Source organism: Micromonospora sp. WMMD1274, from assembly GCF_049179035.1.
Lineage (GTDB): Bacteria > Actinomycetota > Actinomycetes > Mycobacteriales > Micromonosporaceae > Micromonospora > Micromonospora tulbaghiae.
Genome location: NZ_JBMHMG010000001.1, coordinates 5,640,314 through 5,663,405 on the forward strand (window position 1 = coordinate 5,640,314; position 23,092 = coordinate 5,663,405).

Consider the following 23,092-nt stretch of genomic DNA (forward strand, 5'->3'; position numbering starts at 1 on the left):
GGGGTAATTCCGATGGCAGACACAAGCCTAGTTTTCAACATCCTCGCTAAGGATAAGGCTTCAAAGACGTTTGACAGTCTGAAGGGCAGGGCAGGCGCAGCCGGTTTGGCTATTGGTGCTGCCCTGTCCGCAGGCCTGGCAGGCGGTTTGATGGCGACGATGGACAAGAGCAAGTCAGACGCTCTTTTGGCAGCTCAGGTAGGTGCTACTCCTGAGGTTGCTGCCAAGTTGGGTCAGGTGTCGGGTGACCTGTACTCAAAGGGTCTGGGTGACTCGATTCAGGCGAACAACGATGCAATCAAGGGTGTTATTCAGAATGCCCTTGTCCCGACTGATGCGAGCAATGCTGCCATCGAGCAGGTTTCCGCAAAGGTCATGACTCTTGGAACCTTGATGGCTGAGGAGTCGGACAAGGTTTCTGCGGCTGTCTCGACCATGCTGAAGACAGGTATGGCGAAGTCGGCTGAGGAAGCCTTTGACGTACTGACCCGAGGAACACAACAGGGTGTCAACAAGCAGCAGGATCTTCTAGACACGTTCACTGAGTACCCGGTCATCTTCAAGCAGCTAGGCCTTGACGCTACTAGCTCGATGGGTTTGTTGAGTCAGGCTATTGCCGGTGGTGCTCGCAACTCTGACGTTGCCGCTGATGCTTTGAAGGAATTCGCTATCCGCGCTCAGGACGGCTCTAAGACTTCTGCGGAAGCCTTCAAGGCTCTAGGCCTCAATGCCTCGCAGATGACTTCTGCCGTGGCTGCTGGTGGCCCTAAGGCCTCTGCTGCTCTGGGCCAGGTGCTCACGAAGCTGAAGGGCATCAAAGACCCTGCGAAGCGTGCACAGGTCGCTGTAGGCCTGTTCGGTACCAAGTCTGAGGACATGCAGCAGGCCTTGATGTCTATGGACCTGTCCAAGGCCTCAAGTCAGCTAGGCAACGTGTCCGGCGCAGCACAGCGGGCAGGGGACACCTTGCAGAACAGTGCTGGTGCCAAGGTTGAGCAATTCAAGCGCAAGCTTCAGACAGGCCTAGTGAATGTGCTCGGTTCTGTCGTTGGCTGGATTGAGAAGCACAACAAGGTAGTCGGCACTATGGCTATGGTGCTCGGGCCGGTAGTGGGAATCATCGCGACGATTGTTGCCATTACTAAGATCTGGACGATTGTGCAGACGGCCCTAAACGTGGTCATGATGCTCAACCCAATCGGTCTGATCGTTCTGGCAGTCATGGCCCTGATTGCAGTGATTGTGCTTATCGCGACCAAGACAACTTGGTTCCAGACGATTTGGAAGACGGTATGGGGCGGCATCGTCGCCTACTACAAGATGATGCTCGGCCTCGTCGTTTCAGGCTTCAAGGCCTGGTGGGCTATGTTCTCCGGATTCTGGCGTGGCGTGGGCAATTTCTTTGTCTCGCTCTGGCGCGGAATCTGGAATAACGCGAAGACGCAGTGGAACAACATCACTTCAGTCATCGGCAAGGTTGTCGGATTCGTGAGCGGCTTGAAGAAGCGAATCAGTTCAGCAGCAAGCGGAATGTTCGATGGTCTGAAGAATGCCTTCCGCTCAGGAATCAACTGGATCATCAGTAAGTGGAATGGTCTGTCATTCACTCTGGGCGGCGGCTCGATTATGGGCATGAGCATTCCTAGCGTCACGCTGAACACTCCGAACATTCCGTTCCTGGCTAAGGGTGGAACGGTCACCGGTAGTGGTCTGGCGGTTGTCGGCGAGAAGGGGCCTGAGCTTCTGAGCCTCAACCGTGGCGCTCAGGTGACTCCTCTGACTGGCGGCAGAAGTGGTGGCTCAGGGCTTGCCATTAGTGGCGGAACCTTCAACTTCTACGGCGTACAGAACATCAAGCAAATGGGTGACGAGCTGCGTAAGCACGTCCGCAACAACGGTGGATCTAAGAAGTTCTTCGACTAAATCTCAATAAGGGAGTGATGTCATGGCAGCGAACGATTTCCATGGCACGGCTTTTGCTGGTGCGCTTGGCTGGATTGACATCACTCCCGACATGCGCGACGAGTCAGCCTCTTCCGGCGGTGGCTTTGAATTCGATGGCGGATATGCGCCGAACGGCAAGCAGGCCGACATCGGCTCATGCTCGTTCGTCCTGAACAACAAGGACGGTAAGTACAGCAACAGGAATCCGCGTAGTCCCTACTACGGCCACATCGGGCGGAACACTCCGGTGAAGTTCTACCGTGAGCTGTTCGCAGACACCTTCAGTCGCACTGTTGCTGGTGGAATGGGCACGGCTGATTCAGGTCAGGCATGGAGCGTCACTAGCTCTGCGCAGTGGAATGTCTCGTCAGGACAGGCAACCTTTACCTTCCCTTCTGCGAACTTCACTGTTAACGCAACGCTGACCGGCAGTGAGACAGTTGACTCAGACCAGGTTGTAGACATCACGCCTTCTGCGGTTATGACTGGTGCCTCTTTGGTTGCTGGTGTAATGGCTCGCTATCGCAGTGTCGATGAGTACTACTGGGCGCGCTGTGAGTTCGAATCAGGTAGCTCAGTGGCTATCACGATTTCTAAGAGGGTTCCTGTTGCTGACACTGTTCAAGTAGCAGTCACCAGGACGAGCCTGACCTACGCGGCAGGCACGACGATTCGTATGCGTACTCAGGTTGCCGGCACACGTCTAGCGGTGAAGCTTTGGCGCTCTACCGATCCTGAACCGCTGGCATGGACGCTGACAGCCACGGACACCACTTACACAGGTGCGGGCATGGTCGGCTTCCGTTCCTGGCTTGTTGGTGGGAACACCAATTCGCCTATTCCATCAGTCTCGTACGACAACTACGTAGTTACTGAGCCTGTCTGGGAAGGTGAGGTTTCTGAGTGGCCTGTCGCCTGGGATCTGTCCGGCAAAGACGCATGGGTGACGGTCAAGGCCTCCGGAATTCTGCGCAGGCTGAATCAGGGTGCCAAGGCTCTTAGTTCTCCTCTGTATCGCGCTCTGGCGAGCTACAAGCCTATGGCGTACATGCCGCTAGAGGACGGCTCTGATTCGACTGCTCCAAGCAATAGCGCTCTTGGCGGCTCAGCGTATGGCTCTGCCAGGGAAGTGACCTTCAGCGCAGACGACACCCTGAAGGGTGCAGTGACAACAGCCAAGCTAGGCGAGGCTACGTCATTCCTGAACGTCAAGGCTGGCCCTGCTGCGGGCAACACTGAATGGAGCTTCCTGCTCTTCTTCAAGCTCGATTCACTGCCTGCCTCAAGCACGTTCGTGGACGTAGCCAAGATTGAGAGTAGGGGCACCGTTGCGCAGTGGACGCTGAGCATCAATAACAACAGCTACCGTTGGATTGGCACCGGTACTGATGGCGTAACGACTGTCACGAGCGCATCTGCTGGATTCGGAACAGAGGCCACGCCTACCGGCTGGGTTGCCATGACGCTTCAGGTTTTCCAAGACGGAAGCAACGTGGAATGGACCTCGGTTTGGCACGGCGTAGGTTCTAATACGTGGTACACGTTCTCTGGCGGCTATCTGACCTACACAGGTGCGTTTGGTAATCCGACCGCAGCAACGATTACGTCTGGCGCGCTTGTCTCGACTATCGGTCACGTAGGCCTGTTCCCTGTCGAGCTGCCGATTGTGACATGGGAGTTCCGTAACGCTTCTAACGGCTATGTCGGTGAGACAGCCGGTGACAGGATCAAGCGCCTGTCTCGGGAAGAAGGAATCCCTGTTGATGTCGTCGGCACGATTTCTGAGACAGCGCCTATGGGAAGGCAGAAGGCTGACACCTTCCTGAATCTGCTGACCTCATGTGCTGAGGCTGATGGCGGCCTGTTGACCGAAAGGCAGCAGTCTCTATCCCTGTCGTACCGCACGAGGGAAAGCCTCTACAACCAGCCAGCTCTAGCCCTGTCATATCTGAACGGTATTTCAGCGCTGGCACCAACTGAGGATGCCGACGATATCCGCAATGATGTGACTGTCTCGCGTGAGGATGGAGCCTCAGCACGATTCGTCGTTGACTCAGGTCCACTGTCTGTGTCGGCTGTAGGCACCTACGACGATTCGGTATCGCTGAATCTGGCCTACGACGAGCAGGCTATTCAGCATGCAGCCTGGCGAGCATTCCAAGGCACAGTTGATGAGGCTCGTTGGCCTAACGTCACGCTCAACCTGATGAATTCCTTCTGGACAGCTAACCCTGCCCTGAGGCGTCAGGTGGCAGCGCTGAACGTCGGTGACTTCATCACGATCGATGATCTGCCTGACTGGCTTCCGCCAGGACCGGTGAGGCTTCTCATCGTCGGCTACAACGTGACGATGAATAGTTCCACATGGGAGATCAAGTGGAACTGTAGGCCAGGCTCCGTGTGGACTGTAGCCCAAGAAGGCACAGACACACGGGTCGACTCCGACACGTCGTATCTGGTGGCTCCTGTAAGCGCCTCAGCAACAACGCTGATTGTTGCCTCAGGGCCAGGGGATGACTGGACTACCGATCCGACTGACCTGCCGATCCCTGGCCTTCTCGGTGGCGAGGAAGTATCGATTACTGCCGTCAACCCGTTGTTGGTGGACAGCTTCACCAGAACAGGAAGCGGCGGATGGGGCAGCGCTACGAGCGGCCAAACATGGACCTGTGTGCCGTCTGCTCAGTTCGTCACTGACGGCTCTACTGCTCTCATTGGTCTGAACGCCACAGGCACAGCCTTCACGGCGACTGTTCCGAACATCGGCGCAGACCTAGACGTGTCCGTGACGCTGACCTGTGATGCGGTTGCTGCTGGTGCCTTCTATGACCAGCGAGTGAGATTCCGGCTAGGTGGCGGATACGTCGAGAGTGTTGTTCGTTATCAGCCGTCAGGCCAGATTGACTTGCTCATTCAAACCAACGCCGTGTCTCTGGCTAGCCGTGCCTCACTCCTGCCGTATGGAGCTGGAAACAGCTTCAAGCTGCGGGTACAGGCTTTCGGTAACCAGATCAGGCACAAGCTGTGGCCTGCTGCTGGAATCGAGCCGATGTCATGGGCATCTTCTGTTACCGACTCATCGGTTGCAGGCTCGTCTACTGACGCGCTAGCGCTGGTCGGATTCCGTCAGGCCGGAAACACACAGACTGGTCTAGCGGTGAAGTTTGACAACGTTGCTGTTCGCAGTCCGCAGAACTTCTCAGTTGTCCGGGCAGTGAACGGAATTTCTAAGACTCATCCTGCCGGTACGCCTGTACGTGTGGCTTATCCGGCTATTGCGGCTCTATGAGGTAATCAATGAATATTCAACCAGGAATGAAGCTGACGGCAGCTCGTCTGAATCCAGCTCCACCAGGCATCGCCTATTCCAACACAAGTCAATCACCAGTAGGCACGTCTGAGGTAGCGTCGCTCATTGTCAGCAACATGGTTTTCAAGGCTGGCAAGGCTTACCGTGCCTACTTCAAGACATCTGTTTATGCGGCAGATGGCACCATGGCTAACTTCCGTCTGCGGAAGACTAATGCGTCTGGTGCGGATTGGGGAGAGTTCGGCCGTATCCGCTGTGTCGCTAACGCCCTAGGTTCAGCCATGATGGCTAATGGTGGTCCGCTGATTCTCACGAGATCGGCCAGCACTGACCTCACTGCTGATGTGGTGCTGACTGTCTCGTCTTCATCGGGCACAAACCTCGTCACCTGCTGGGGAAGCGCCACTACTCCTCGCTATCTCATCATCGATGAGGTAGGAAGCGCAGCAGATTATCTAGGCCTTGGCGTAGACGTAACCTGATTTTAGGAACAAGAGGCCGGGAGCCTGTTAATAGGGGAAGGCCTAAACATGGACCCAATCATTATTGGAGCAGGGGCGAGCGTCATCACGGGAATTATCGGTTTCGTGACCGCTCGCCTTAGCGCAAAGGATCAAAAGGAAGTTCCGCGACTGACCGCTGAGGCGGCTGCCTTCACGCTGGCGAAGGATCAATACCTAGCCATGATTCGTGAAGTAAGAGAGCAGTACGCCAGCATGATCAATGAGCTTGAAGAGCATATTGCTTGGTTGAAGCGTGAGTTGGCGGATCGGGTGAAGGAAAACACAGAGCTGCGTCAGCGTATAGCCACTCTTGAGGAAGCCGTTGCCCACTACAAGAGTCAGCTCGATTCGGCTGTTGAAGCTCTCAAGAATCAGTCAGTCGTGATGGTCGATCAGATCGATAAAACAGCATAAGGAGGTTGTATGAGCAACCCTAATCCAGCTAGGATCTCTGATCCTATGTGGCGCTTGTGGACTGAGTTCAGCGCCTTTGAGCCTGCGGTAAAGCTAGGCGGTATCTATGCCGACAAGGCTGGCTATCACAACCGCCGTAGCGCTCTAGCCAAGACTGACTACTCAGTTGAGGATCTAGCAGCCGACAGGCAGGGTCCGAGCGATAAGGCCTCAGCGTGGGATCTGACGCTTCCTGAAGCCAAGATGAAGCTCTACAGCAAGCGTCTGGCTGATGCGTGCAAGAGCCGTGACCCGAGGCTGTTCAAGGATGGTCAGCCGATCATCCGTGAATTCATCGGAACTCTCGACGGCAAGACTGTCTACTGCTACGTGCTGACAGGCGGCAAGCCGCTAGGCGTAGGTGCCGATGCTGGTCCTGATCCTGGTCGGGACAAGTCGCACCTCTGGCACGTACACATCAGCCTGATTAGAAAGTTCATCAACGATTGGGAAGCAATCGCAGGAATCCTGGCGATTCTCAAGGGAGAGCCTATTGAGGCCAGAGAAGAGGTAGATATGACTCCGAATGAATCTGCACAGCTAGGTTATGTCGATGGTCGAGTCCTAGCCATGGCATCCGGCACTGACACCGTTCGCTCTGACTTGAAGGGTGGCGGCTCTGAGGTGTGGATTGTCAAGAAGGTCAAGGAGCTTGACGCCAAGCTAGACCAGGTGATCGCTGCTCCACCTGGCAGCGTGACCATCACTGACGAGCAGCTTGAGCGCGTCCTACGAAAGGTGATCGGTTCTGTTGACGAAACGAATTGATCTAGACATGAGAAAGCCCCTGACCTTCATCACGAGGGTCAGGGGCTTTTCTCGTATCAGGAGCAGCGGAAGCCCTGCCGTTGCCTGTGCTCGCGCTGCTTGATCCTCCATGCCCGAAGTAGCCGACGTGCCCTGTCCACACGAGGACAGCCGCCAGGCCGACAGTGAGGACAGCGCTTGCTGCGATGGAAGTCAACCGTGAAGCCAGCAGCCATGATCACATGCGGCGGCTCAGGCTCCCACCTCTCGATCATTTGCCGAACCGGCCAGGCCTGCTGTTGGGTCGCCTGTTCATGGTCCTGACAGCGTGGCTAGAGCGCCACAGGGCAGCCCTGGTCATCAGAGGCCTGTCTAGCGGTATGACCTCAGTCGAGCGGTTCCATGCCGGCATCTGAGGCCCCTCAGGCTTCACCAGAGCGCCTGACCTGTCCGGGTAGATCGTGGCTGGCCCTACCTGGTCGATGGGCTCTTCCTCGCGTTGGAACCACTTGCCGATACGGAACATGGCTGGCCGCCTCCCTGGTGCCATGGGGTTACGTCCTGTCAACCCTACGTGAAGTAGGCGTGTCACGTACAGGTCTGCCCGTACGTGACACGCCTACTCAGGGCGTTCATAGCCTGAGCCATGTGGAGCTGATGGGAGCGGCTGAGATCCAAGAGCGCTTGGGCGTGTCTCGCCAGCGCGCGTACATCCTGATCAACCGCCGAGACTTCCCGGCACCTGTCGCCACACTCAAGATGGGGAACGTGTGGCTCAAGGAGCATGTTGAGGCTTGGATCGCTGAGAAGCGGCCTCACTTGCTCGATGGTGGGGAAGAGGCCTAACCTGTTCTGGCCTGAGTCAGATGCAACTTACAGGGTTGTGCCTGCAATACAGCTCAGGAAAAGGGAAGGGGAGCGGAATCCGGTCCGCTCCTCTTTCTCATTCCTCGGGTAGGTATCCGTACAGGATCAGTAGCAGTATCCATGCGTTGATGTGATGAGTCGGGCAGAGATACCTTCTTTCGTTGTCGACGTTCACAAAGGCTACTGTTCCTGGCTCGTCACATCTGGCGCACGTCATAATTACTTCTCCCTGGCTGCTTTCAGTTCCTTGGTTAGCTTCTCAATAATCGGCTGTCTCGCCTGAGCCTTAGCCTCTGCGGCTTGCAATCTGCTTTGCAGCGTCATCCCAAAACCTCCTGTCCTGCTCTGCGTACTTCTCGGCTAGTTCCCGGTTTGCCTTGATAAGCATGTCTCGTGGCCTCATGGCTGCTCTCCTCTTCCTTGGCCCTACTTAACTAATCGGGGAGTAGGCGAATCAAACTCGGTATGAGAGCAAAGAAAAAGGGCCACCCTTTCGGGCAGCCCTCTTCCTGATGAACTTAGATCAGTGCTGGCCTGATCTCCCGCCAGGTGATGACCGGCTGTTCCATGAAGTCGATGATGCTCAGCTCGATCACGCGGGAGCCGTCAGGAGTCTCCTCAGCGCTCAGGATCTCCCTGGTGGTCAGGTCAGCGCCGACGTGCTCACAGCCACAGGACAGGACGTAGGAGCGCATGCCCTCTACGCGGCCAGCCTCGGTGAAGCTCCACGAGTCACGCAGCTCGTAGCCGTTGATCGGCCCGTGCGTCGTACAGGTCGGCAGCATGTCAGTTCCTCTCAGGCGATTCCGGCAGTCTTGCGGATGTTGAACAGCTTCCTTTCCGACACGCCAAGCTCCTTGGCGATATCGGCAATCTTCTTGCCATCGGCACGAGCAACCACGTAGGCGTCAAGGATTTCGGCATCGTTCCGATCGGCACGCTTCTCCGGATGTGCTGGCACGACAGGCTTGCGGGTGCGAGGCTTCTTTGCCGATTCGGCAGGCTTCTCGACTGGCACAGTTACCGGCACGGAATCGGCAACGTGCTGGTCAGCAGGCGTGCTGATTGGCATCGGCACGACATCAGCAACCGGCACGAAATCAGCATCGGCAACCTTGTGCACTGGCACGGAATCGGCAACCGGCACGGCTGCTGGCAAACCGGCAAGCACCATCTTCATCAGTCCCATAAATGCCAGTGCCGGAACGGCAGACAGGAGCCAGCCGGATGCCGATGGCTTTGCCACTGCAAGCTGTGCCGACAACGACAGGCCTGCGGCGGCAAGGAGCATGAACACTGGCATGCCGATGGGCTTGCCGATCCTGCGGTTACGACGAATGGTCAGCAGGCTTGCAATCGGCACAAGCTCCGAGATGACTGCGTTAGCCCATCCAAACCAGCCAGGCGTACCGGCAGGGCTGTTCGCCATCGTCCAATCGTGGACGTGCGTGAAGCTGGCTGCGCCTGCCGCCAGGCCTACAACAGTGATGATGGCTAGCTGTGCTGCCAGCTCAGGATCTTTGATCTTGCTCATCGGGGGTGCTCTCCTCAGTAGATGGTTACGTTCAACTCATCGGCCTGAGGGCTGATCAACCCCTGAGTTTCCTCAGGTCAACCTGTGTGCCTGCGGCGCGGTGAGCTGTCCAACATCCTCGCCGCTATGACCCGAGCTGCGCCTACGACGACAGGTGGGCCTGCCCGCTGGCGCCGCCGGAGAACCGGGTGGACGTGCCGCTGCGGGCCGGTGAGCGGGCGTACCACTGACGCGGCGAGGGAGGACCCCGGCGGGGCCCTCCCTCGATGTCACGTACCGCCGGTCAGCGGGCGGTGGCGCCGGTCGGTGTGAGGTGCATCCGACTGAGCATCTGCTGGGCCTGACCGGCCAGCTCCGCGTCCACGGTGACCGCGTACTGGGCGGCCCGCAGCGAACTGGCCGACGTGAAGTCACGCTGCCCGCCGCTCATGGCGTGCGCGACCGCGCCGAACACGGCACCCCAGATCGCACCGATCACCAGCCCGACCAGGATCACCGCCAGCCAGTTCCCGGCGGTGAAGATGCCGAACAGCAACCCGATGAACAAACCGAACCAGGCGCCGGTGCCGGCCCCGAGCAGGGCCGCCCGGCCCGTGGTGAGCCGTCCCATCACGGTCTCCACGAGCGTGAGATCCGTACCGACGATCGAGGTACGTTCCACCGGGAACCGGTTGTCGGCCAGATAGTCCACCACGCGCTGGGCGGACGGATAGTCCGGGTACGAGCCGATCGTGACGGTCGGTGCCCCGGCGTGCGGACCGTGCCCGTCCCCGCTCGGCGGGGTCGGACGACCGCCCGGGCCGGACGGGAGGTTGTCGCTGCCCGGCATTCCGGGTTGCCAGGCCGCGGTCGGAGTCGAGGGTCTGGTCATGAGCATCCTCCTTCGTCAACTCGCCGCGTTCCCGCCGCCGGACAGCGGTAACGCGCCGGGCGGCACCGATGTGGCCAGGCATGGCGGCACCCGGGCCGGGTAGCCACAGTCGTGCCGACCCGACGGATCAGCGAGCACGGGTTCCTCGCCGACGGGCGCAGCGCGGCCCTGGTGGACCGGGACGGCGCGGTCAACTGGTGGTGCCCGCCCCGGTTCGACGCGCCGTCGGTGTTCGGGCGCCTGCTCGACGAGGACGCCGGGCACTGGACCATCCGCCCCGAGGGCGCGGCCACCAGCAGCCGGTCCTATCTGGACGACGCGCTGGTGCTGCGTACCGTCTTCACCACGGCGACCGGCACGGTCGCCGTCACCGACGCGCTGGCGCTGGAGCCCGGCGCGCGCGGTCACGACATCGGGATGCGCTCGCCGCGGGTGCTCGCCCGGCTGGTCGAGGGGCTGACCGGCGAGGTGCCGATGCGCGTCGAGTACGCGCCGCGATTCGAGTACGGCCGCGTCGGCGCCTACCTCACCGAGCGCGACGGGGTGGTGGCCGCCACCGCCGGCGCCTGCCGGCTGGAGCTGCGCGCCGACGTCCCGCTGACCATCGCCGGGGGCGCCGCCACCGGTCGGTTCACCGCCCACGCCGGCAGCAGGCACCGCTTCACCCTCGGGTACGCCCCGACGTACGCCGGCGCCGAACCGGCGCTGCCCGACGCCGCCGAGGTGGTGGCCGAGACGGTCGCCGGCTGGCACTCATGGTCGGCGCTGCACGACTACCAGGGCGAGTACCGCGACGAGGTGCGGCGCAGCGCGCTCGCGGTGCAGGGCATGACGTACGCGCCCAGCGGCGCCGTGGTCGCGGCGGCCACCACCTCGGTGCCGGAGCGGCTCGGCGGCGACCGCAACTACGACTACCGCTACGTGTGGCTGCGCGACTTCAGCCTCACCCTCCAGGCGCTCTGGCGGGCGGCCTGCCCGGACGAGGCGGACCGGCAGTTCACCTGGGTGGCCCGGGCGATGGGCCGGATCGGCGACGAGCCGGTGCCGATCATGTACGGCGTCGAGGGGGAGCGGGACCTGACCGAGCACGACCTCGACCACCTGGCCGGGTACGAGCACAGCCGGCCGGTGCTCGTCGGCAACGACGCGTGGCGGCAGCGGCAGAACGACGTGCTGGGCGAGGTGCTCGACGCCGCCTGGCTGATGCGGTACTACCTCGACCCCATGTCACCGGAGGTCCGCGACCTGCTGCGGACGCTCGCCGACCAGGCCGAGCGCGGCTGGCACCGGCCCGACGCGGGGATGTGGGAGGGACGTGGCCCGGAGCGGCACTACGTGTCGTCGAAGGTGGAGTGCTGGACCGCGCTGGACCGGGCGGTCCGGTTCGGTTCCCGCATCGGCGGGCCCGCCGACGTGGCCCGCTGGGCCGCGGCGCGCGACGAGGTGCGGGCGGCGGTGCTCACCCGCGGCTGGAACGAGCGGGTCGGCGCGTACACCGGGGTGTTCGGCTCGGACGACCTGGACGCCTCGGTGCTGGTCATGCCGCTGGTCGGCTTCCTGCCCGCGAGCGACCCGCGGATGCGCGCCACGATGGACGTGCTGGAACGGCGGCTGTCCCGCGACGGGCTGCTGCGGCGCTGGGACGGCGACCCGGCCGGGTTCGTGATCTGCTCGTTCTGGCTGGCCGCGTGCCTCGCCGAGGCGGGCGAACTGGACCGGGCGCGGCGGCTGTTCGAACGCCTCGCCGCCCGCACCAACGACCTCGGCCTGTACGCCGAGCAGATCGACCCGGACAACGGCGAGCAGATGGGCAACTTCCCGCAGGCGTACTCGCACATCGGCCTGATCATCGCCGCCGGCCGCATCACCGACGCCGCCGCCCGCGCCCCGGCCCCCACCTCCCACCGCCACCCCGCGCCCGCTTCGCGTCGATCATGAGGTTGGCGGCGAAGTCGATCTCCCTGAGTGCCGCCAACTTCATGATCGACGCGTCGACGGGCGGGGTGGGGGAGGATGAGGGGGTGGATCTCGTGATCATGGCGGACACGCATGTGCCGAAGCGGGCGCGGGACCTTCCGGCGGTGCTGTGGGCGGCCGTGGAGGCCGCGGACGTGGTGGTGCACGCCGGGGACTGGGTGGACGTCGCGCTGCTGGACGCGCTGGAGGAGCGGTCACGCCGGCTGGTCGGGGTGTACGGCAACAACGACGGCCCCGAACTGCGCGCCCGGCTGCCCGAGGTGGCCCGCGTCGAGCTGGGCGGCCTGCGGGTCGCCGTGGTGCACGAGACCGGCCCGAAGACCCGCCGCGAGGAGCGCTGCGCCGCCGCGTACGGCGACTGCGACCTGCTCGTCTTCGGGCACTCGCACATCCCCTGGGACAGCGTCGCCCCGGGCGGTCTGCGCCTGCTCAACCCCGGCTCACCCACCGACCGGCGGGCGCAGCCGTACGCCACGTATCTGACCGCGCGGGTGGCGGCGGGGCGGCTCGACCGGGTCGAACTGCACCGCCTGCCCCCGCGCTGACCTCAGCGGCCCCGGCCGGTCTCCGCCTGGAGCTCGTCGATCCGCCGGGACGCCTCGGCCTTGGTCAGGCCCTCCGGCACCGGCTCGCCCGCCTCCTGGGCCAGGGTGTGCAGGTACGACTCCTGGGCGGCGGTGGGCGGCTCGTCGCCGGTGACCCAGTCGTCCGGGTCCATGACGGCGGCGTCCGGGTTCACGTTCCTGCCGCTGGTGTTGTTGCGGTCGGCCATGTCGATCACCTCTCCTCGAACAGGTGTACCACTACCCCCGGCCCGGCGGGTTCATGCCGCCCGCCGCCTACGATCACCTGGTGACGGCGGACCGGACGGGCGTGGTGGTGGTCGGTGCGGGCATCGCCGGGGTGGCGTGCGCGACCGAGCTGGCGCGGGCCGGTGTGCCGGTACGGGTGCGCGAACGCGCCCGGGTCACCGGCGGGCGGATGGCCAGCAGACGCTTCGACGGCCGCCCGGCCGACCTGGGCGCCGCGTACTTCACAGTCGACGACCCGGACTTCGCCGCCGTGGTGGACCGGTGGCGGGCCGCCGGGCTGGCGCGGGAGTGGACCGACACGCTCGCCGCGTACGGGCCGGGCGGGCGCGAGCAGGTCACCGGCCCGATGCGCTGGGCCGCCCCGCGCGGGCTGCGCTCGCTCGTCGAGCACCTGGCCGGCGACCTGCCGGTGACGCACGACCGGCTGGTGATGACGGTCGAGCCCGGCCCCCGGGTGGACGGCACCGACGCCGAGGCGGTCGTGCTCGCCATGCCCGGCCCGCAGGCCGCGCTGCTGCTGGACCCGGCGCTGGCCGAGGCGACCCGGGCGGTGGCCGCGCAGCGGTGGTCGCCGGCGCTGAGCGGGGTGCTGCACTTCCCGGCCCGCCGCTGGGCGGACTTCCGGGGCGCGTTCGTCAACGACCACCCCGTGCTCGGCCTGGTCTGCGACGACGGCGACCGGCGCGGCGACGGCGCGCCGGTGCTGGTCGCGCACACCACGGCCGAGTTCGCGACCGGGCACCTGCTCCAGCCCACCGCCGCCCGGCCGGCGATCGAGCAGGCGGTCCGCGACCTGCTCGGACTGCCCGAGCCGGCCGTGGCGGCCCACGTGCACCGCTGGACGTACGCGACCCCCGCGGCGCACGCCGGGAGCGCCACGTTCCACCTGGACGACGACGGGATCGGCCTGGCCGGTGACGCGTTCGGCCGCCCGCGTGTACAGACCGCCTGGCGCTCCGGCCGGGACCTGGGACGCGCGCTCGCCGCCCGGCTGGCCTGAACGTCCCGGCTCAGCCGGTGGCGCCCACGGGTTGCGCCGCCGACCCGGCCCGCGTGTCCTCGCCGGTGCGTTCGCCCTCCCGGTCCAGCAACTGCATCACCGGTGTCGCGGCGATGCCGTGCGCCACCACCGACACCACCACCACGAGACCGACGGTGGCCCAGACCAGATCCGCCTGCGGGAAGTCGGTCTTGCTGGTGGCGTACGCCAGGTAGTAGAACGAGCCGACGCCGCGGATGCCGAACAACGAGATCACCCAGTGCTCGGCCGGCTTGCCCGGCGCCCCGCGCAGCGACAGCCACCCCGCCAGCGGCCGGATCACCAGCACCAGGGCCAGCCCGGCCAGCGCCGCCGGCCAGGTCAGCGGCGCGAGCAGCCCGCCGATCACGGCGCCGCCGAACAGCAGCAGCAACAGCACGGTGAGCAGCCGCTCCACCTGCTCGGCGAAGTCGTGCAGCACGGAGTGGAACTCGTGCGTACGCTCGGCGGCCCGGATCGCGCGGGCGGCCACGAACACGGCCAGGAAGCCGTACCCGCCGATCACCTCGACCAGCCCGTACGCGAGGAACGTCGCGGCCAGCGCGAGGAAGCCCTCGGAGTGCTTGGCCAGCCGCAGCTTGCTCGGGGCGCGGAAGAACAGCTTGCCGAGCAGCCAGCCCACGAGCAGCCCGCCGCCCACCCCGGCGGCGAGCTTGTAGAGCACGTCCACGGCGAACCACTCGCCCAGCCAGCCGGAGGGCGCGAGCCCGGTGGTGGCGATCGCGATGGCCGCGTACACGAACGGGAACGCCAGGCCGTCGTTCAGGCCCGCCTCCGAGGTGAGCGCGAAGCGCACCTCGTCCTCCGAGTCCTCCACATCGGTCGGTTCGCCCACCTGCACGTCGGAGGCGAGTACCGGGTCGGTGGGCGCGAGCGCCGCGCCGAGCAGCAGCGCGGCGGCCGGCACCAGCCCGGCCCACCACCAGCCGAGCAGCGCCACCGCGGCGATGCACAGCGGCATGGCGATCGCCAGCAGCCGCCAGGTCGACGACCAGCGGGCCCAGCTCAGCGGACGGTCGATCTTCAGGCCGGCACCCATCAGCGCGACGATCACCCCGACCTCGGTGAGGTGGGTGGTCAGCTCCGGCCAGCGCAGCGGGTCCGGTGTGGGCAGACCGGTGGGCAGCACGAACACGAGCATGCCGAGCCCGAGGAACGCGATCGGCATCGACAGCGGCCGTCTCTCCAGAACCCGGGGCAGCACCCCGGCCAGCAGCGCACCGACGCCCAGCAGAGCGAACGCGACATCGACCGGTTCCACGACACCACCCTTCGGTCGCCCGTCGGCCGGTCAGCCGAGCGTCGCGATGGCGCTGTCCGGCAGGGCGTGCAGCAGCGCCGCCGGGTCGTCGTAGACCGCCACCGCGCCCGCGCCGGCCAGCTCCGCCCGGCCGGTCCCGCCGCAGGTCAGGCCGATGCAGGGGATGTCCAGCTTGCCGGCGGCGGCCACGTCCCAGACCGAGTCGCCGACGAACACCACCCGCTCCGCGGCCAGCCCCGACTGGTCCAGCGCGGCGACCAGGATGTCCGGCGCCGGCTTGCTCTCCTGCGCGTCGGCCGACGAGGTGACCGAGTCGATCACGTCGTCCACGTCCAGCGCGGCGCGCAGCGCGGTCACCTCGTGCTCGGCGGCCGAGGTCGCCAACACCACCCGCAGTCCGCGCTCCGCGCAGGCGCGCAGCAGCTCCCGCGCACCGGGCAGCGGCGCCAGCCGCTCCCAGTACTCGGCGTAGAGCGCGTCGTGCGCGTCGCGCAGCCGGCCGTCGGCGTCCCGGTCCCGCTCCGCGCCCAGCAGGTGGTCGAGCAGCTTGTCCGAGCCCATGCCGATGGACCTGTGGATCCGCGCCATCGGCACCCGGTGGTCGGCCTGGCGCAGCGCCTCCCACCAGCTCACCGTGTGCAGGTACGTCGTGTCGACCAGGGTGCCGTCCACGTCGAAGAGGACACCGCGTCGCTTGTCGTCGGCCATGCCCGGCTCCTACCCGCCCGGGGCGTCGCCGACGCGCGGCTCACCCGCCGGAATGAGGATCTCGAACCAGACCGTCGAGCCGCGTACGGTCGGGTCGGTGCCCCAGGCGTCGCTCAGCTCCTCGATCAGGCCGAGCCCGCGGCCCCGGCTGCTGAGCGTGTCGGTCTGCGCCCGGGTGACCTGACCCCGGGTGCCCGAGTCGGCCACCGACACCAGCAGCCGCTCCGCGGACAGGTCGACCTCGACCCGGGCGGCGGTGCCGGCGTGCAGCAGCGCGTTCGTGGTCAGCTCGCTGGTGCACAGCACCGCCGCGCCGATCACCGCCTCGGGCACCTGCCACTCGCCGAGCTGCGCGGTCATCCAGTGCCGGACCCGGCTCGGCGCGGTCGGCTCGGCCGGCACCTCCATGCTCGCCGACCGGCTGGGGCGCACCGCGTACTCCACCGCGAGCACCGCCACGTCGTCCTCGGTGGCGCCCGGCACCGACGCGGTCGCCACCGCGCAGAGCGCGCGCGGATCGCCGCCGGCCGCCCCGGTCACCGCCGCGCCCAGCCCGGCCATCCCGGCGGTCAGGTCCTGCCAGCGCCGCTCCACCACGCCGTCGCTGTAGAGCAGCAGGGTGTCGCCGGGCCGGAACGGCACGGTGGCGGTACGCGCCCGCCCACCCAGGCCCAGCGGAGGAGCGGGCGGCACGTCCACGAACTCGGCAACCGCCGCGTCGGGCCCGGCGCGCCGGATCAGCGGCGCGGGATGACCGGCGCTGGCCAGCGTGATCCGCTCCCGGTCGGCCTCGACCACGCCGAAGACCACCGTCACGAACAGCTCCTGGGTGCCGCCCTCGACGCCGAGGCTGGCCACCAGCCGGTCCAGGCCGTCGAGCACCGCGTCCGGGCGGGGATCGACCAGGGCGAGCGCGCGCAGCGCGGCGCGTACCTGGCCCATCCGGGCGGCGGCCTGAACGTCGTGCCCGGCCACGTCGCCCAGCACCACGCCCAGCGCGCCGGTGGGCAGCAGGAACGCGTCGTAGAAGTCGCCGCCGGCCGCGTTGCCGTCCACGCCCGGGTCGTAGCGGGCGGCGATCCGCAGCCGGGGCAGGTCCGGCAGCCGCTCCGGCAGCATGCTGCGTTGCAGCATCTGGGCGGTGCCGTGCTGGGTCTCGAAGCGGCGGGCCCGCTCGGCGGCCTGGCCGACCAGCTCCGCGGACGCGGTCAGCAGCGCCCGTTCGGCGGGGGACCAGGGACGCGGCGTCCGGTAGCCCACCGTGAGCGAACCCCGCACCACTGTGGTGCGCAGCGGCAGCGCCGCCAGCGCGCTGATCTTCTCGTCGTGCCGGTCCGCCGCGACGCCGCGCAGCGGCTGCCCGTCGGCGATGAACGAGGCCACGCCGCTGCGCGCGGTCACCACCGCCGGCAGCGCCGACTCGGCGGACATCCGGCGCCACAGCGGAGGCAGCCGCTCGTCGGCCTCGTCGAGCAGCTCGCCGCGGATGCGGCGGACCAGTCGCCAGGCGCTACCCTCGTCCACCGCGAAGGACACCCGGTCGGCGTCGAAGGAGTGCAGGCAGTAGCGCAGCGTCACCCGCGCGACGTCGTCGAGCGTGAGCGTGCCGGCCAGCGCCGCCGCGAAGTCGCTCAGGCTCTGCAACTGCTGGGTCAGCTGGGTGGTCTGCGCCGAGACGGTGAGCACGCCGACGATGCGGCCGGTGGAGTCGCGTACCGGGCAGTGGCCCCGGGTGAACACGGCCGGCTCGGCGGGGCCCTGCCGGTCGGCCGGCAGCACCGCCTCCCGCTGCAGGAACGGCTCACCGTTCCGGTAGACCCGTTCCAGCGCCTCACCGGCGCCCGGGTCGCGCCACACCTCGGCGAACGCCTCGGCCGCCGGCCGGCCCAGCGCGTCCGGGTGCCGGTCGCCGATCAGCTCGGCGTAGCCGTCGTTGTAGAAGACCACCAGGTCGTCGCCGAGGAGCAGGGCCATCGGCACCGGGGAGGCGAGCACCACGTCCGTCACGGCGCGTACCGCGGGGTCCCAGGTGTGCGGGGCGCCCAGCGGCGTGCCGGCCCACGGGTGGGCGGCCCCGGCCGCCTGCCCGCCGACGACGGGATCGGTGGGCGCTCCCGGTGCGGGGGCGGACGGTGTGGGAACCCGACCGACGGTGCCTGGCATGACCGCAGCCTAACCGGAGCGTGGCCGGGGGGTTCCGATCATGCGTCCGTGGCGGGTGCGGGTGCCGGGTGGCGCGGACGTTCGGGCAGGTCAGGGCGGTTCGGTGGGGCATGTCGGGAAATTGCCCCGGTCCGGCCCGGCGTGCTGCCCAGGCCACCGGGTATGCGGGCGGCGCAGTTCACGCGACAGGAGGGACATCATGCCGAAAACCCTCGCGGTCGGACAGGTCGACATCAGTGCGGCCTGGACCGACTTCTGGAGGTCGGTGCTGCTCTTCGTACCGCGGGCGATCGCGTTCATCGCGATCCTCGTCGTGGGTTGGCTCATCGCCCGAGCCGTCCTCAAAATCGTGGACGCGGCACTGGAACGGGTCGGATTCGACCGCGCCGTCGAGCGCGGCGGCATCAAACGGGCCCTGGAACGCACCAAGTACGACGCCAGCGACATCCTGGCCAAACTGGCCTACTACGCGGTCCTGCTGTTCACCCTGCAGTTCGCCTTCGGGGTGTGGGGACCGAACGCGATCAGCGACCTGATCCGCGGGGTGGTGTCCTGGCTGCCGCGGGCCTTCGTGGCGATCGTGATCGTGGTGATCGCGGCTGCCATCGCCAACGCCGTCCGGGACCTGGTTTCCGGCGCGCTGGGCGGGCTCTCGTACGGCCGCGTGCTGGCCGACGTGACGGCGATCTTCATCCTGGCGCTCGGCGTGATCGCTGCGCTGAACCAGGTGGGCATCGCCACCACGGTGACCACACCGGTGCTGGTGGCGTTCCTCGCCACAGTGGCCGGCATCCTGATCGTCGGTGTCGGTGGTGGTCTGGTCAAGCCGATGCAGGACCGCTGGGACGGGTGGCTGCACCGGGCCTCGGAGGAGTCCCGGGCGTTCCGGGAGCAGCGGCAGGCCCAGCAGGCCGGTCGTGGCGACTACGAACGGCAGCAGGCCGACCGGGGCGGGCAGCCGACGCCGGCCGGACCGCAGCCGATGTCGGGCGCGGGCACGTACCGCTCCGGCGAGGCAGGGGACCAGACGCAGCAGTTCCGTCGGCCGGGCGGCTGACGGCAACGGGTGACGGGGTGTCCGCGGGGCGATCTCGCGGGCGCCCCGTAGCCGTGTCCGGGTCAGGCCAGGTGACGCGGGTCCAGCCCGCGGGCCAGCAGGCAGACCGCGAGCAGGCGGGTGAGCACCCAGTCCGGCTCGGACCAGTCCACCGGCTCCGTGGGTGCCGTCCACCCGTGCTCCGACGCCGCATCGCGCAGCCCTTCGGCGTACCCGGCGAGCGCCGCCACGGTCAGCGGGCGGCGGTCGCCGTCGAGGCTGTCGCGTACCCCCGCCGCGTGCTGGTCGACCTCGGCGAGCAGCCCGGGGTTGGCGTGGGCCGCGGCGAGGCCGGCGGTGCCGACGGCGGCGGTAAGCGTGGTGAGGGTCGACCGCGCGGCCACCGCCGCGGAGCGGGTCGCGACCCGGTTGTTCGGCACGCGCATGGTGTCCGAGGCTATCGCCGGTCACCGCGGGCCGACCTCGGCCGAGCGGCGGATGCCCGGGTCGTCCGGGGGAGCGGCCGCCTCGTCCGCCGGGATTGAGTCGCCCGTGCGGGGGCAGAAGTCCGGTACGCAGACGACACGATCGGGGTCACGGAGGGACACGATGGGACAGCGGGCCGACGGACCGGACCGGGCACACCGGCGCCCGGACGGAGTGAGTGACGCCACGGTCGAGGCGCTGGGCAAGCTCAGCGAGGCCCTGGAGTGCGTCGAGCGGGCCCGCGGCCACCTGTACGAGCTGCACCAGCTCATCGGCCACGCCGACCTGATGCTCGACGACGCGGTGGCGATGTTCCGTTCCGCCGGCCATCCGGCGCTCGCCGAACGGATCGACACGGAACTGCTCGGCCGCAACGTCATCGCCGGGCGCTGGACGTTCCAGATCGTCGAGGACTTCGACGACGGCTACTACGCGCTCTTCCGGGAGCTGGACCGGCAGGCCCGCGACGAGCTGGTCGAGGGCCGGCGGCACCTCTACGAGGCGGAGATGAAGGAGCGGCGCCGCAGCCGGGGGATGCCGGGGCACGAGGCGCGCCCCGGCACACGCTGACTCAGTCGGAGGAGCGTGCTTCGGCCGGGCGGCGGCGGGCGCCGTCGTCGGCGATGATCACGGTCGCGACCATCAGCGCCACCACCAGGCTGAACAGCCAGGAGCTGTCCTCGGTGAACCGGGCGGAGACCGGAGCCTGGATCGCGGCGAGCAGGAAGCCCAGCCAGGCGAGCTTGCGCTGACGGTTGGAGAGGAAACCGGAGCCCTGTTGCATCCCGAAAGTCTTGCGCGCATCGGGGGGAGTGCCGTCAGCCGTTCGGCCGATTCTAGATGGGCTGTCCGTTTTCCCGGCCGTCCGTACCGCACTTTTTGTCGTTTCGGACGAGCATGAATCCGGCGGCCGCGGGCATCGGCACTGATGCCCGCAGCCGGCGGAGTCACATGCTGTCCGGGCCGGTCCGGCCGATCGTCGACGGCCGGTAGGCCCGGTCCGCGTCGGTCATCTCACGGCGCTCGGCCTCGGCGCCCGCGCCCCGGTCCACCGCCTCCGGGCCGTGGCCGAACGCGGCCTCCTCGCCGGCGTCGTTCGCGGTGACGTCGTCGCCCTGGCCGTCCGTGGCCGACCGGGCGACGGCCTGGTCCAGCTCGTGCAGGGGAGTACGGTCCTCGTCGCGCCACTGGCGGTCGTTGTCGGTCATTCCCCTGCGGTACCCGGACCGGATGATCGCAAACGGCCGGGCACGGCGATGGCCGCCGGCATCGCCGGCGGCCATCGAAACTCGGGTACGGGGGATGGATCAGGGGGTCGGCCGGTCGACCGCGCCGCGCCAGGCGCCGGTCTCCTGACCGCGCCGCTCGATGAACTGCTTGAACCGCTCCAGGTCGCCCTTGGCGCGCCGGTCGACCACGCCCAGCTTGTCGCCGGCCTGCTCGACCACGCCGTGCGGCTCGAACTCCATCTGGAGCGTGACCCGGGTGTGCCCCTCGTCGAGGCGGTGGAACGTCACCACGCCCGCCTGCTGGGTGCCGCCGGTGGAGCGCCAGGCCACCCGCTCGTCGGGCAGCTGCTCGGTGATCTCGGCGTCGAACTCGCGCTTCACGCCCGCGATCTCGACGGTCCAGTGGGTCATCGTGTCCGAGAGCTGCCGGACCTCCTGCACACCCTCCATGAAGTGCGGGAACTCCTCGAACTGGGTCCACTGGTCGTACGCGGTCCGGATCGGGACGTCCACGTCCACGTGCTCGGTAACGCCGCTCATGTCGGGGTTCCTCCTGTTCCGCTGGGTGTCTACGTACGGGCCGTGGGCCGGCCCGCTCACCAGCGCGTCGTCTCGTTCCTGTGCCCGAGTGCGGCCCACACCTCGGAGATGGTCTGGTAACGGGTGCCCTCGGGCAGGGTCTCCAGGGCGGCGACGATGTCCGCCGGCGCCTCGTTCTCCCGCGCGTTGGCCAGCAGCGTCTCCCGGTCACCGGGCAGGGCGGTCATGGTGATGAACCGTCCCAGTCGGCTGCGCGCCTCGACGTCCTCGGAGCTCATGCCCTGCGGCGCGCCGCTGCGCAACTCCCCGGCCGGCGCGGTGGTGGCCTCCGGCTGGTCCTCGCCGGCCGGCTCGGGGATCCGGAACTCCTCGGCCCGCGAGCCGCCGGTGCCCGGTCCCTGGACGAGACCGCTGACCTCGCTGCTCATCTGGTCGTCGACCCTGGGCGAGTGCTTGCTGCTGCCACGTTCCATGCCTTGGGAGATGCCCCGGGGGGCCGCCGGTAAACCGGCGGCGGCCGGGGGAGCCGGTCATCCGGGCGGCAACCGGTCGGCCGTCTTCTCCCCGTCCGCCTTCGCTGCCTTGTCCTCGTCGGCCGGGGCGCGCGGCGGCAGCACCGGGTCGTCCGGTTCCTCGACCCCGGCCTGCATCGCCCGCCCGCGTTGCAGCTCGGCGTTCACCTGCACGCCGAGCATCAGCGCGCAGTTGGACAGGTAGAGCCACACCAGGAAGGCGATGACCGCGCCGAGACTGCCGTACGTCACGTCGTACGAGCCGAAGTTCGCCACGTACAGGCCGAAGCCGAAGGAGGCGAGCACCCAGACCACGAGCGCCAGCGCGCCGCCCGGGGTGAGCCAGCGGAACCGCGGCTGGCGCACGTTCGGGGCGATCCAGAACAGCAGCGACAGCAGCGTCATGGCGACCACCGCGAGCGCCGGCCACTTCGCCACCGACCACGTCGTACGGGCCACCGCGCCGGCGTTCACCAGGTCACCCACCGCGTCGGTGACCGGGCCGCTGACGATCAGCCCGGTGGCGACCACTGCCAGCAGCACCAGCGTCACCGCGGCCATGCCGATCTGCAACGGGCGCAGCCGGTAGAACGGGCGGCCCTCCCGTACCCCGTAGATCGCGTTGGAGGCGCGGGTGAAGGCGCCGATGAACCCGGACGCCGACCAGAGCGCGCCGAGCAGACCGAAGCTGAGCAGCACCTTCGCCGAGCCCTGCTGCTCGACCACGTTGCGGACCACGCCCACGAACGCGTCGTTGCCGACCACCGAGCCGGCGCCGATCTCCCGGGCCAGGTCGATCACGGTGTCGACGGTGCGCGGGCCGTCGGAGACCAGGCCGACCAGCGCGACCACCACGATCGTGGACGGGAACAGCGCCAGCACGCCGTAGTAGGTGAGCGCCGCGGCCCAGTCGGCGCAGTTGTCCGTGACGAAACCCTTGCCGCTGCGCACCAGCACACCGCGCCAGGTGCGCCAGTTGAGCTGGCGGATCCGCCGCGGGAGACGCGACCGCGTCCGGCCGCCGACCGTCTGTGGTGTCGTCACGGTCATGTCCGCCTCCTCCAGGCCCCGCCACCGGGCGTGGGCGGGCGGTACCCCCG

General features: G+C 66.9%; 23 protein-coding genes and 1 pseudogene. 11 read left to right on the top strand and 13 right to left on the bottom strand.

Features of this window, described 5'->3' with window-relative positions:
* The first annotated feature begins 12 nt into the window (after positions 1 to 12).
* Genes ACN27D_RS26710 through ACN27D_RS26730 form a run of 5 tightly spaced genes read left to right on the top strand, consistent with a single transcriptional unit; the run spans position 13 to position 6,978 of the window.
* Complete coding sequence (locus ACN27D_RS26710; protein WP_421500300.1) at positions 13 to 1,923, top strand: phage tail tape measure protein; 1,911 nt, start codon at positions 13 to 15, stop codon at positions 1,921 to 1,923.
* A gap of 22 nt (positions 1,924 to 1,945) precedes the next feature.
* Positions 1,946 to 5,233: a hypothetical protein gene (locus ACN27D_RS26715; RefSeq protein WP_421500301.1), complete on the top strand. Its 3,288-nt coding sequence runs from the start codon at positions 1,946 to 1,948 to the stop codon at positions 5,231 to 5,233.
* An 8-nt stretch (positions 5,234 to 5,241) separates the two neighbouring features.
* Positions 5,242 to 5,736 (top strand): hypothetical protein, encoded by a 495-nt coding sequence (locus tag ACN27D_RS26720; protein ID WP_421500302.1) that lies wholly within the window; start codon positions 5,242 to 5,244, stop codon positions 5,734 to 5,736.
* 48 nt (positions 5,737 to 5,784) lie between these two features.
* Positions 5,785 to 6,171 carry a hypothetical protein gene (locus ACN27D_RS26725; protein WP_421500303.1) on the top strand — a complete coding sequence of 129 codons (387 nt, stop codon included), beginning with the start codon at positions 5,785 to 5,787 and terminating at the stop codon, positions 6,169 to 6,171.
* 9 nt (positions 6,172 to 6,180) lie between these two features.
* A complete protein-coding gene (locus tag ACN27D_RS26730) occupies positions 6,181 to 6,978 on the top strand; it encodes a hypothetical protein (protein ID WP_421500304.1) in 798 nt (265 codons plus the stop codon).
* 1,364 nt (positions 6,979 to 8,342) lie between these two features.
* On the opposite strand, the gene ACN27D_RS26735 is transcribed toward ACN27D_RS26730, so the two are convergent.
* Both ACN27D_RS26735 and ACN27D_RS26740 read right to left on the bottom strand, forming a co-directional pair.
* A complete protein-coding gene (locus ACN27D_RS26735) occupies positions 8,343 to 8,609 on the bottom strand; it encodes a hypothetical protein (RefSeq protein WP_421500305.1) in 267 nt (88 codons plus the stop codon).
* Positions 8,610 to 8,620: 11 nt separating this feature from the next.
* Complete coding sequence (locus ACN27D_RS26740; protein ID WP_421500306.1) at positions 8,621 to 9,358, bottom strand: hypothetical protein; 738 nt, start codon at positions 9,356 to 9,358, stop codon at positions 8,621 to 8,623.
* Between the two features lie 131 nt (positions 9,359 to 9,489).
* Here ACN27D_RS26740 and ACN27D_RS26745 point away from each other — a divergent pair.
* A pseudogene (locus ACN27D_RS26745) lies at positions 9,490 to 9,588 on the top strand (DUF1684 domain-containing protein); the annotation flags it as partial.
* A 53-nt stretch (positions 9,589 to 9,641) separates the two neighbouring features.
* Here ACN27D_RS26745 and ACN27D_RS26750 read toward each other — a convergent pair.
* Positions 9,642 to 10,229: a general stress protein gene (locus ACN27D_RS26750; RefSeq protein ID WP_120573859.1), complete on the bottom strand. Its 588-nt coding sequence runs from the start codon at positions 10,227 to 10,229 to the stop codon at positions 9,642 to 9,644.
* 111 nt (positions 10,230 to 10,340) lie between these two features.
* Here ACN27D_RS26750 and ACN27D_RS26755 point away from each other — a divergent pair, with 111 nt between their 5' ends.
* Both ACN27D_RS26755 and ACN27D_RS26760 read left to right on the top strand, forming a co-directional pair.
* Positions 10,341 to 12,167, top strand: a complete 1,827-nt coding sequence (locus tag ACN27D_RS26755; RefSeq protein ID WP_421500307.1) for a glycoside hydrolase family 15 protein — start codon at positions 10,341 to 10,343, stop codon at positions 12,165 to 12,167.
* 83 nt (positions 12,168 to 12,250) lie between these two features.
* A complete protein-coding gene (locus ACN27D_RS26760) occupies positions 12,251 to 12,751 on the top strand; it encodes a metallophosphoesterase family protein (RefSeq protein ID WP_421500308.1) in 501 nt (166 codons plus the stop codon).
* Positions 12,752 to 12,753: 2 nt separating this feature from the next.
* Here the strand turns inward: ACN27D_RS26760 and ACN27D_RS26765 are convergent, their stop codons facing one another.
* Positions 12,754 to 12,978, bottom strand: coding sequence for a DUF3072 domain-containing protein (locus tag ACN27D_RS26765; RefSeq protein ID WP_421500309.1), 225 nt, complete (start codon positions 12,976 to 12,978; stop codon positions 12,754 to 12,756).
* Positions 12,979 to 13,079: 101 nt separating this feature from the next.
* Between ACN27D_RS26765 and ACN27D_RS26770 the strand changes: the two genes are divergently transcribed.
* Positions 13,080 to 14,018: an NAD(P)/FAD-dependent oxidoreductase gene (locus ACN27D_RS26770; RefSeq protein ID WP_199733243.1), complete on the top strand. Its 939-nt coding sequence runs from the start codon at positions 13,080 to 13,082 to the stop codon at positions 14,016 to 14,018.
* 10 nt (positions 14,019 to 14,028) lie between these two features.
* On the opposite strand, the gene ACN27D_RS26775 is transcribed toward ACN27D_RS26770, so the two are convergent.
* Genes ACN27D_RS26775 through ACN27D_RS26785 form a run of 3 tightly spaced genes read right to left on the bottom strand, consistent with a single transcriptional unit; the run spans position 14,029 to position 18,189 of the window.
* Positions 14,029 to 15,318 carry a cation:proton antiporter gene (locus tag ACN27D_RS26775; RefSeq protein WP_120570616.1) on the bottom strand — a complete coding sequence of 430 codons (1,290 nt, stop codon included), beginning with the start codon at positions 15,316 to 15,318 and terminating at the stop codon, positions 14,029 to 14,031.
* Positions 15,319 to 15,348: 30 nt separating this feature from the next.
* Complete coding sequence (locus ACN27D_RS26780; protein WP_120570615.1) at positions 15,349 to 16,026, bottom strand: HAD family hydrolase; 678 nt, start codon at positions 16,024 to 16,026, stop codon at positions 15,349 to 15,351.
* A 9-nt stretch (positions 16,027 to 16,035) separates the two neighbouring features.
* Positions 16,036 to 18,189 carry a SpoIIE family protein phosphatase gene (locus tag ACN27D_RS26785; protein ID WP_121685427.1) on the bottom strand — a complete coding sequence of 718 codons (2,154 nt, stop codon included), beginning with the start codon at positions 18,187 to 18,189 and terminating at the stop codon, positions 16,036 to 16,038.
* 199 nt (positions 18,190 to 18,388) lie between these two features.
* Here ACN27D_RS26785 and ACN27D_RS26790 point away from each other — a divergent pair, with 199 nt between their 5' ends.
* The gene (locus tag ACN27D_RS26790; RefSeq protein ID WP_358172898.1) at positions 18,389 to 19,246 is read left to right on the top strand and encodes a mechanosensitive ion channel family protein; all 858 of its coding nucleotides are present in this window, start codon (positions 18,389 to 18,391) and stop codon (positions 19,244 to 19,246) included.
* A gap of 62 nt (positions 19,247 to 19,308) precedes the next feature.
* Here ACN27D_RS26790 and ACN27D_RS26795 read toward each other — a convergent pair whose 3' ends face one another.
* Complete coding sequence (locus ACN27D_RS26795; RefSeq protein ID WP_357827995.1) at positions 19,309 to 19,671, bottom strand: DUF6401 family natural product biosynthesis protein; 363 nt, start codon at positions 19,669 to 19,671, stop codon at positions 19,309 to 19,311.
* Positions 19,672 to 19,834: 163 nt separating this feature from the next.
* Here ACN27D_RS26795 and ACN27D_RS26800 point away from each other — a divergent pair, with 163 nt between their 5' ends.
* Complete coding sequence (locus ACN27D_RS26800; RefSeq protein ID WP_121685425.1) at positions 19,835 to 20,281, top strand: hypothetical protein; 447 nt, start codon at positions 19,835 to 19,837, stop codon at positions 20,279 to 20,281.
* A 1-nt stretch (position 20,282) separates the two neighbouring features.
* Here ACN27D_RS26800 and ACN27D_RS26805 read toward each other — a convergent pair whose 3' ends face one another.
* The 5 genes from ACN27D_RS26805 to ACN27D_RS26825 form a co-directional block, all read right to left on the bottom strand.
* Positions 20,283 to 20,495, bottom strand: coding sequence for a hypothetical protein (locus tag ACN27D_RS26805; protein WP_018784964.1), 213 nt, complete (start codon positions 20,493 to 20,495; stop codon positions 20,283 to 20,285).
* Positions 20,496 to 20,658: 163 nt separating this feature from the next.
* Positions 20,659 to 20,919 carry a hypothetical protein gene (locus ACN27D_RS26810; RefSeq protein WP_162959122.1) on the bottom strand — a complete coding sequence of 87 codons (261 nt, stop codon included), beginning with the start codon at positions 20,917 to 20,919 and terminating at the stop codon, positions 20,659 to 20,661.
* 99 nt (positions 20,920 to 21,018) lie between these two features.
* Positions 21,019 to 21,480: an SRPBCC family protein gene (locus ACN27D_RS26815; RefSeq protein ID WP_120570609.1), complete on the bottom strand. Its 462-nt coding sequence runs from the start codon at positions 21,478 to 21,480 to the stop codon at positions 21,019 to 21,021.
* Positions 21,481 to 21,536: 56 nt separating this feature from the next.
* Positions 21,537 to 21,953, bottom strand: coding sequence for a DUF2795 domain-containing protein (locus ACN27D_RS26820; protein ID WP_120570608.1), 417 nt, complete (start codon positions 21,951 to 21,953; stop codon positions 21,537 to 21,539).
* Positions 21,954 to 22,010: 57 nt separating this feature from the next.
* A complete protein-coding gene (locus ACN27D_RS26825) occupies positions 22,011 to 23,042 on the bottom strand; it encodes a YihY/virulence factor BrkB family protein (protein ID WP_421500310.1) in 1,032 nt (343 codons plus the stop codon).
* Positions 23,043 to 23,092 lie beyond the last annotated feature (50 nt).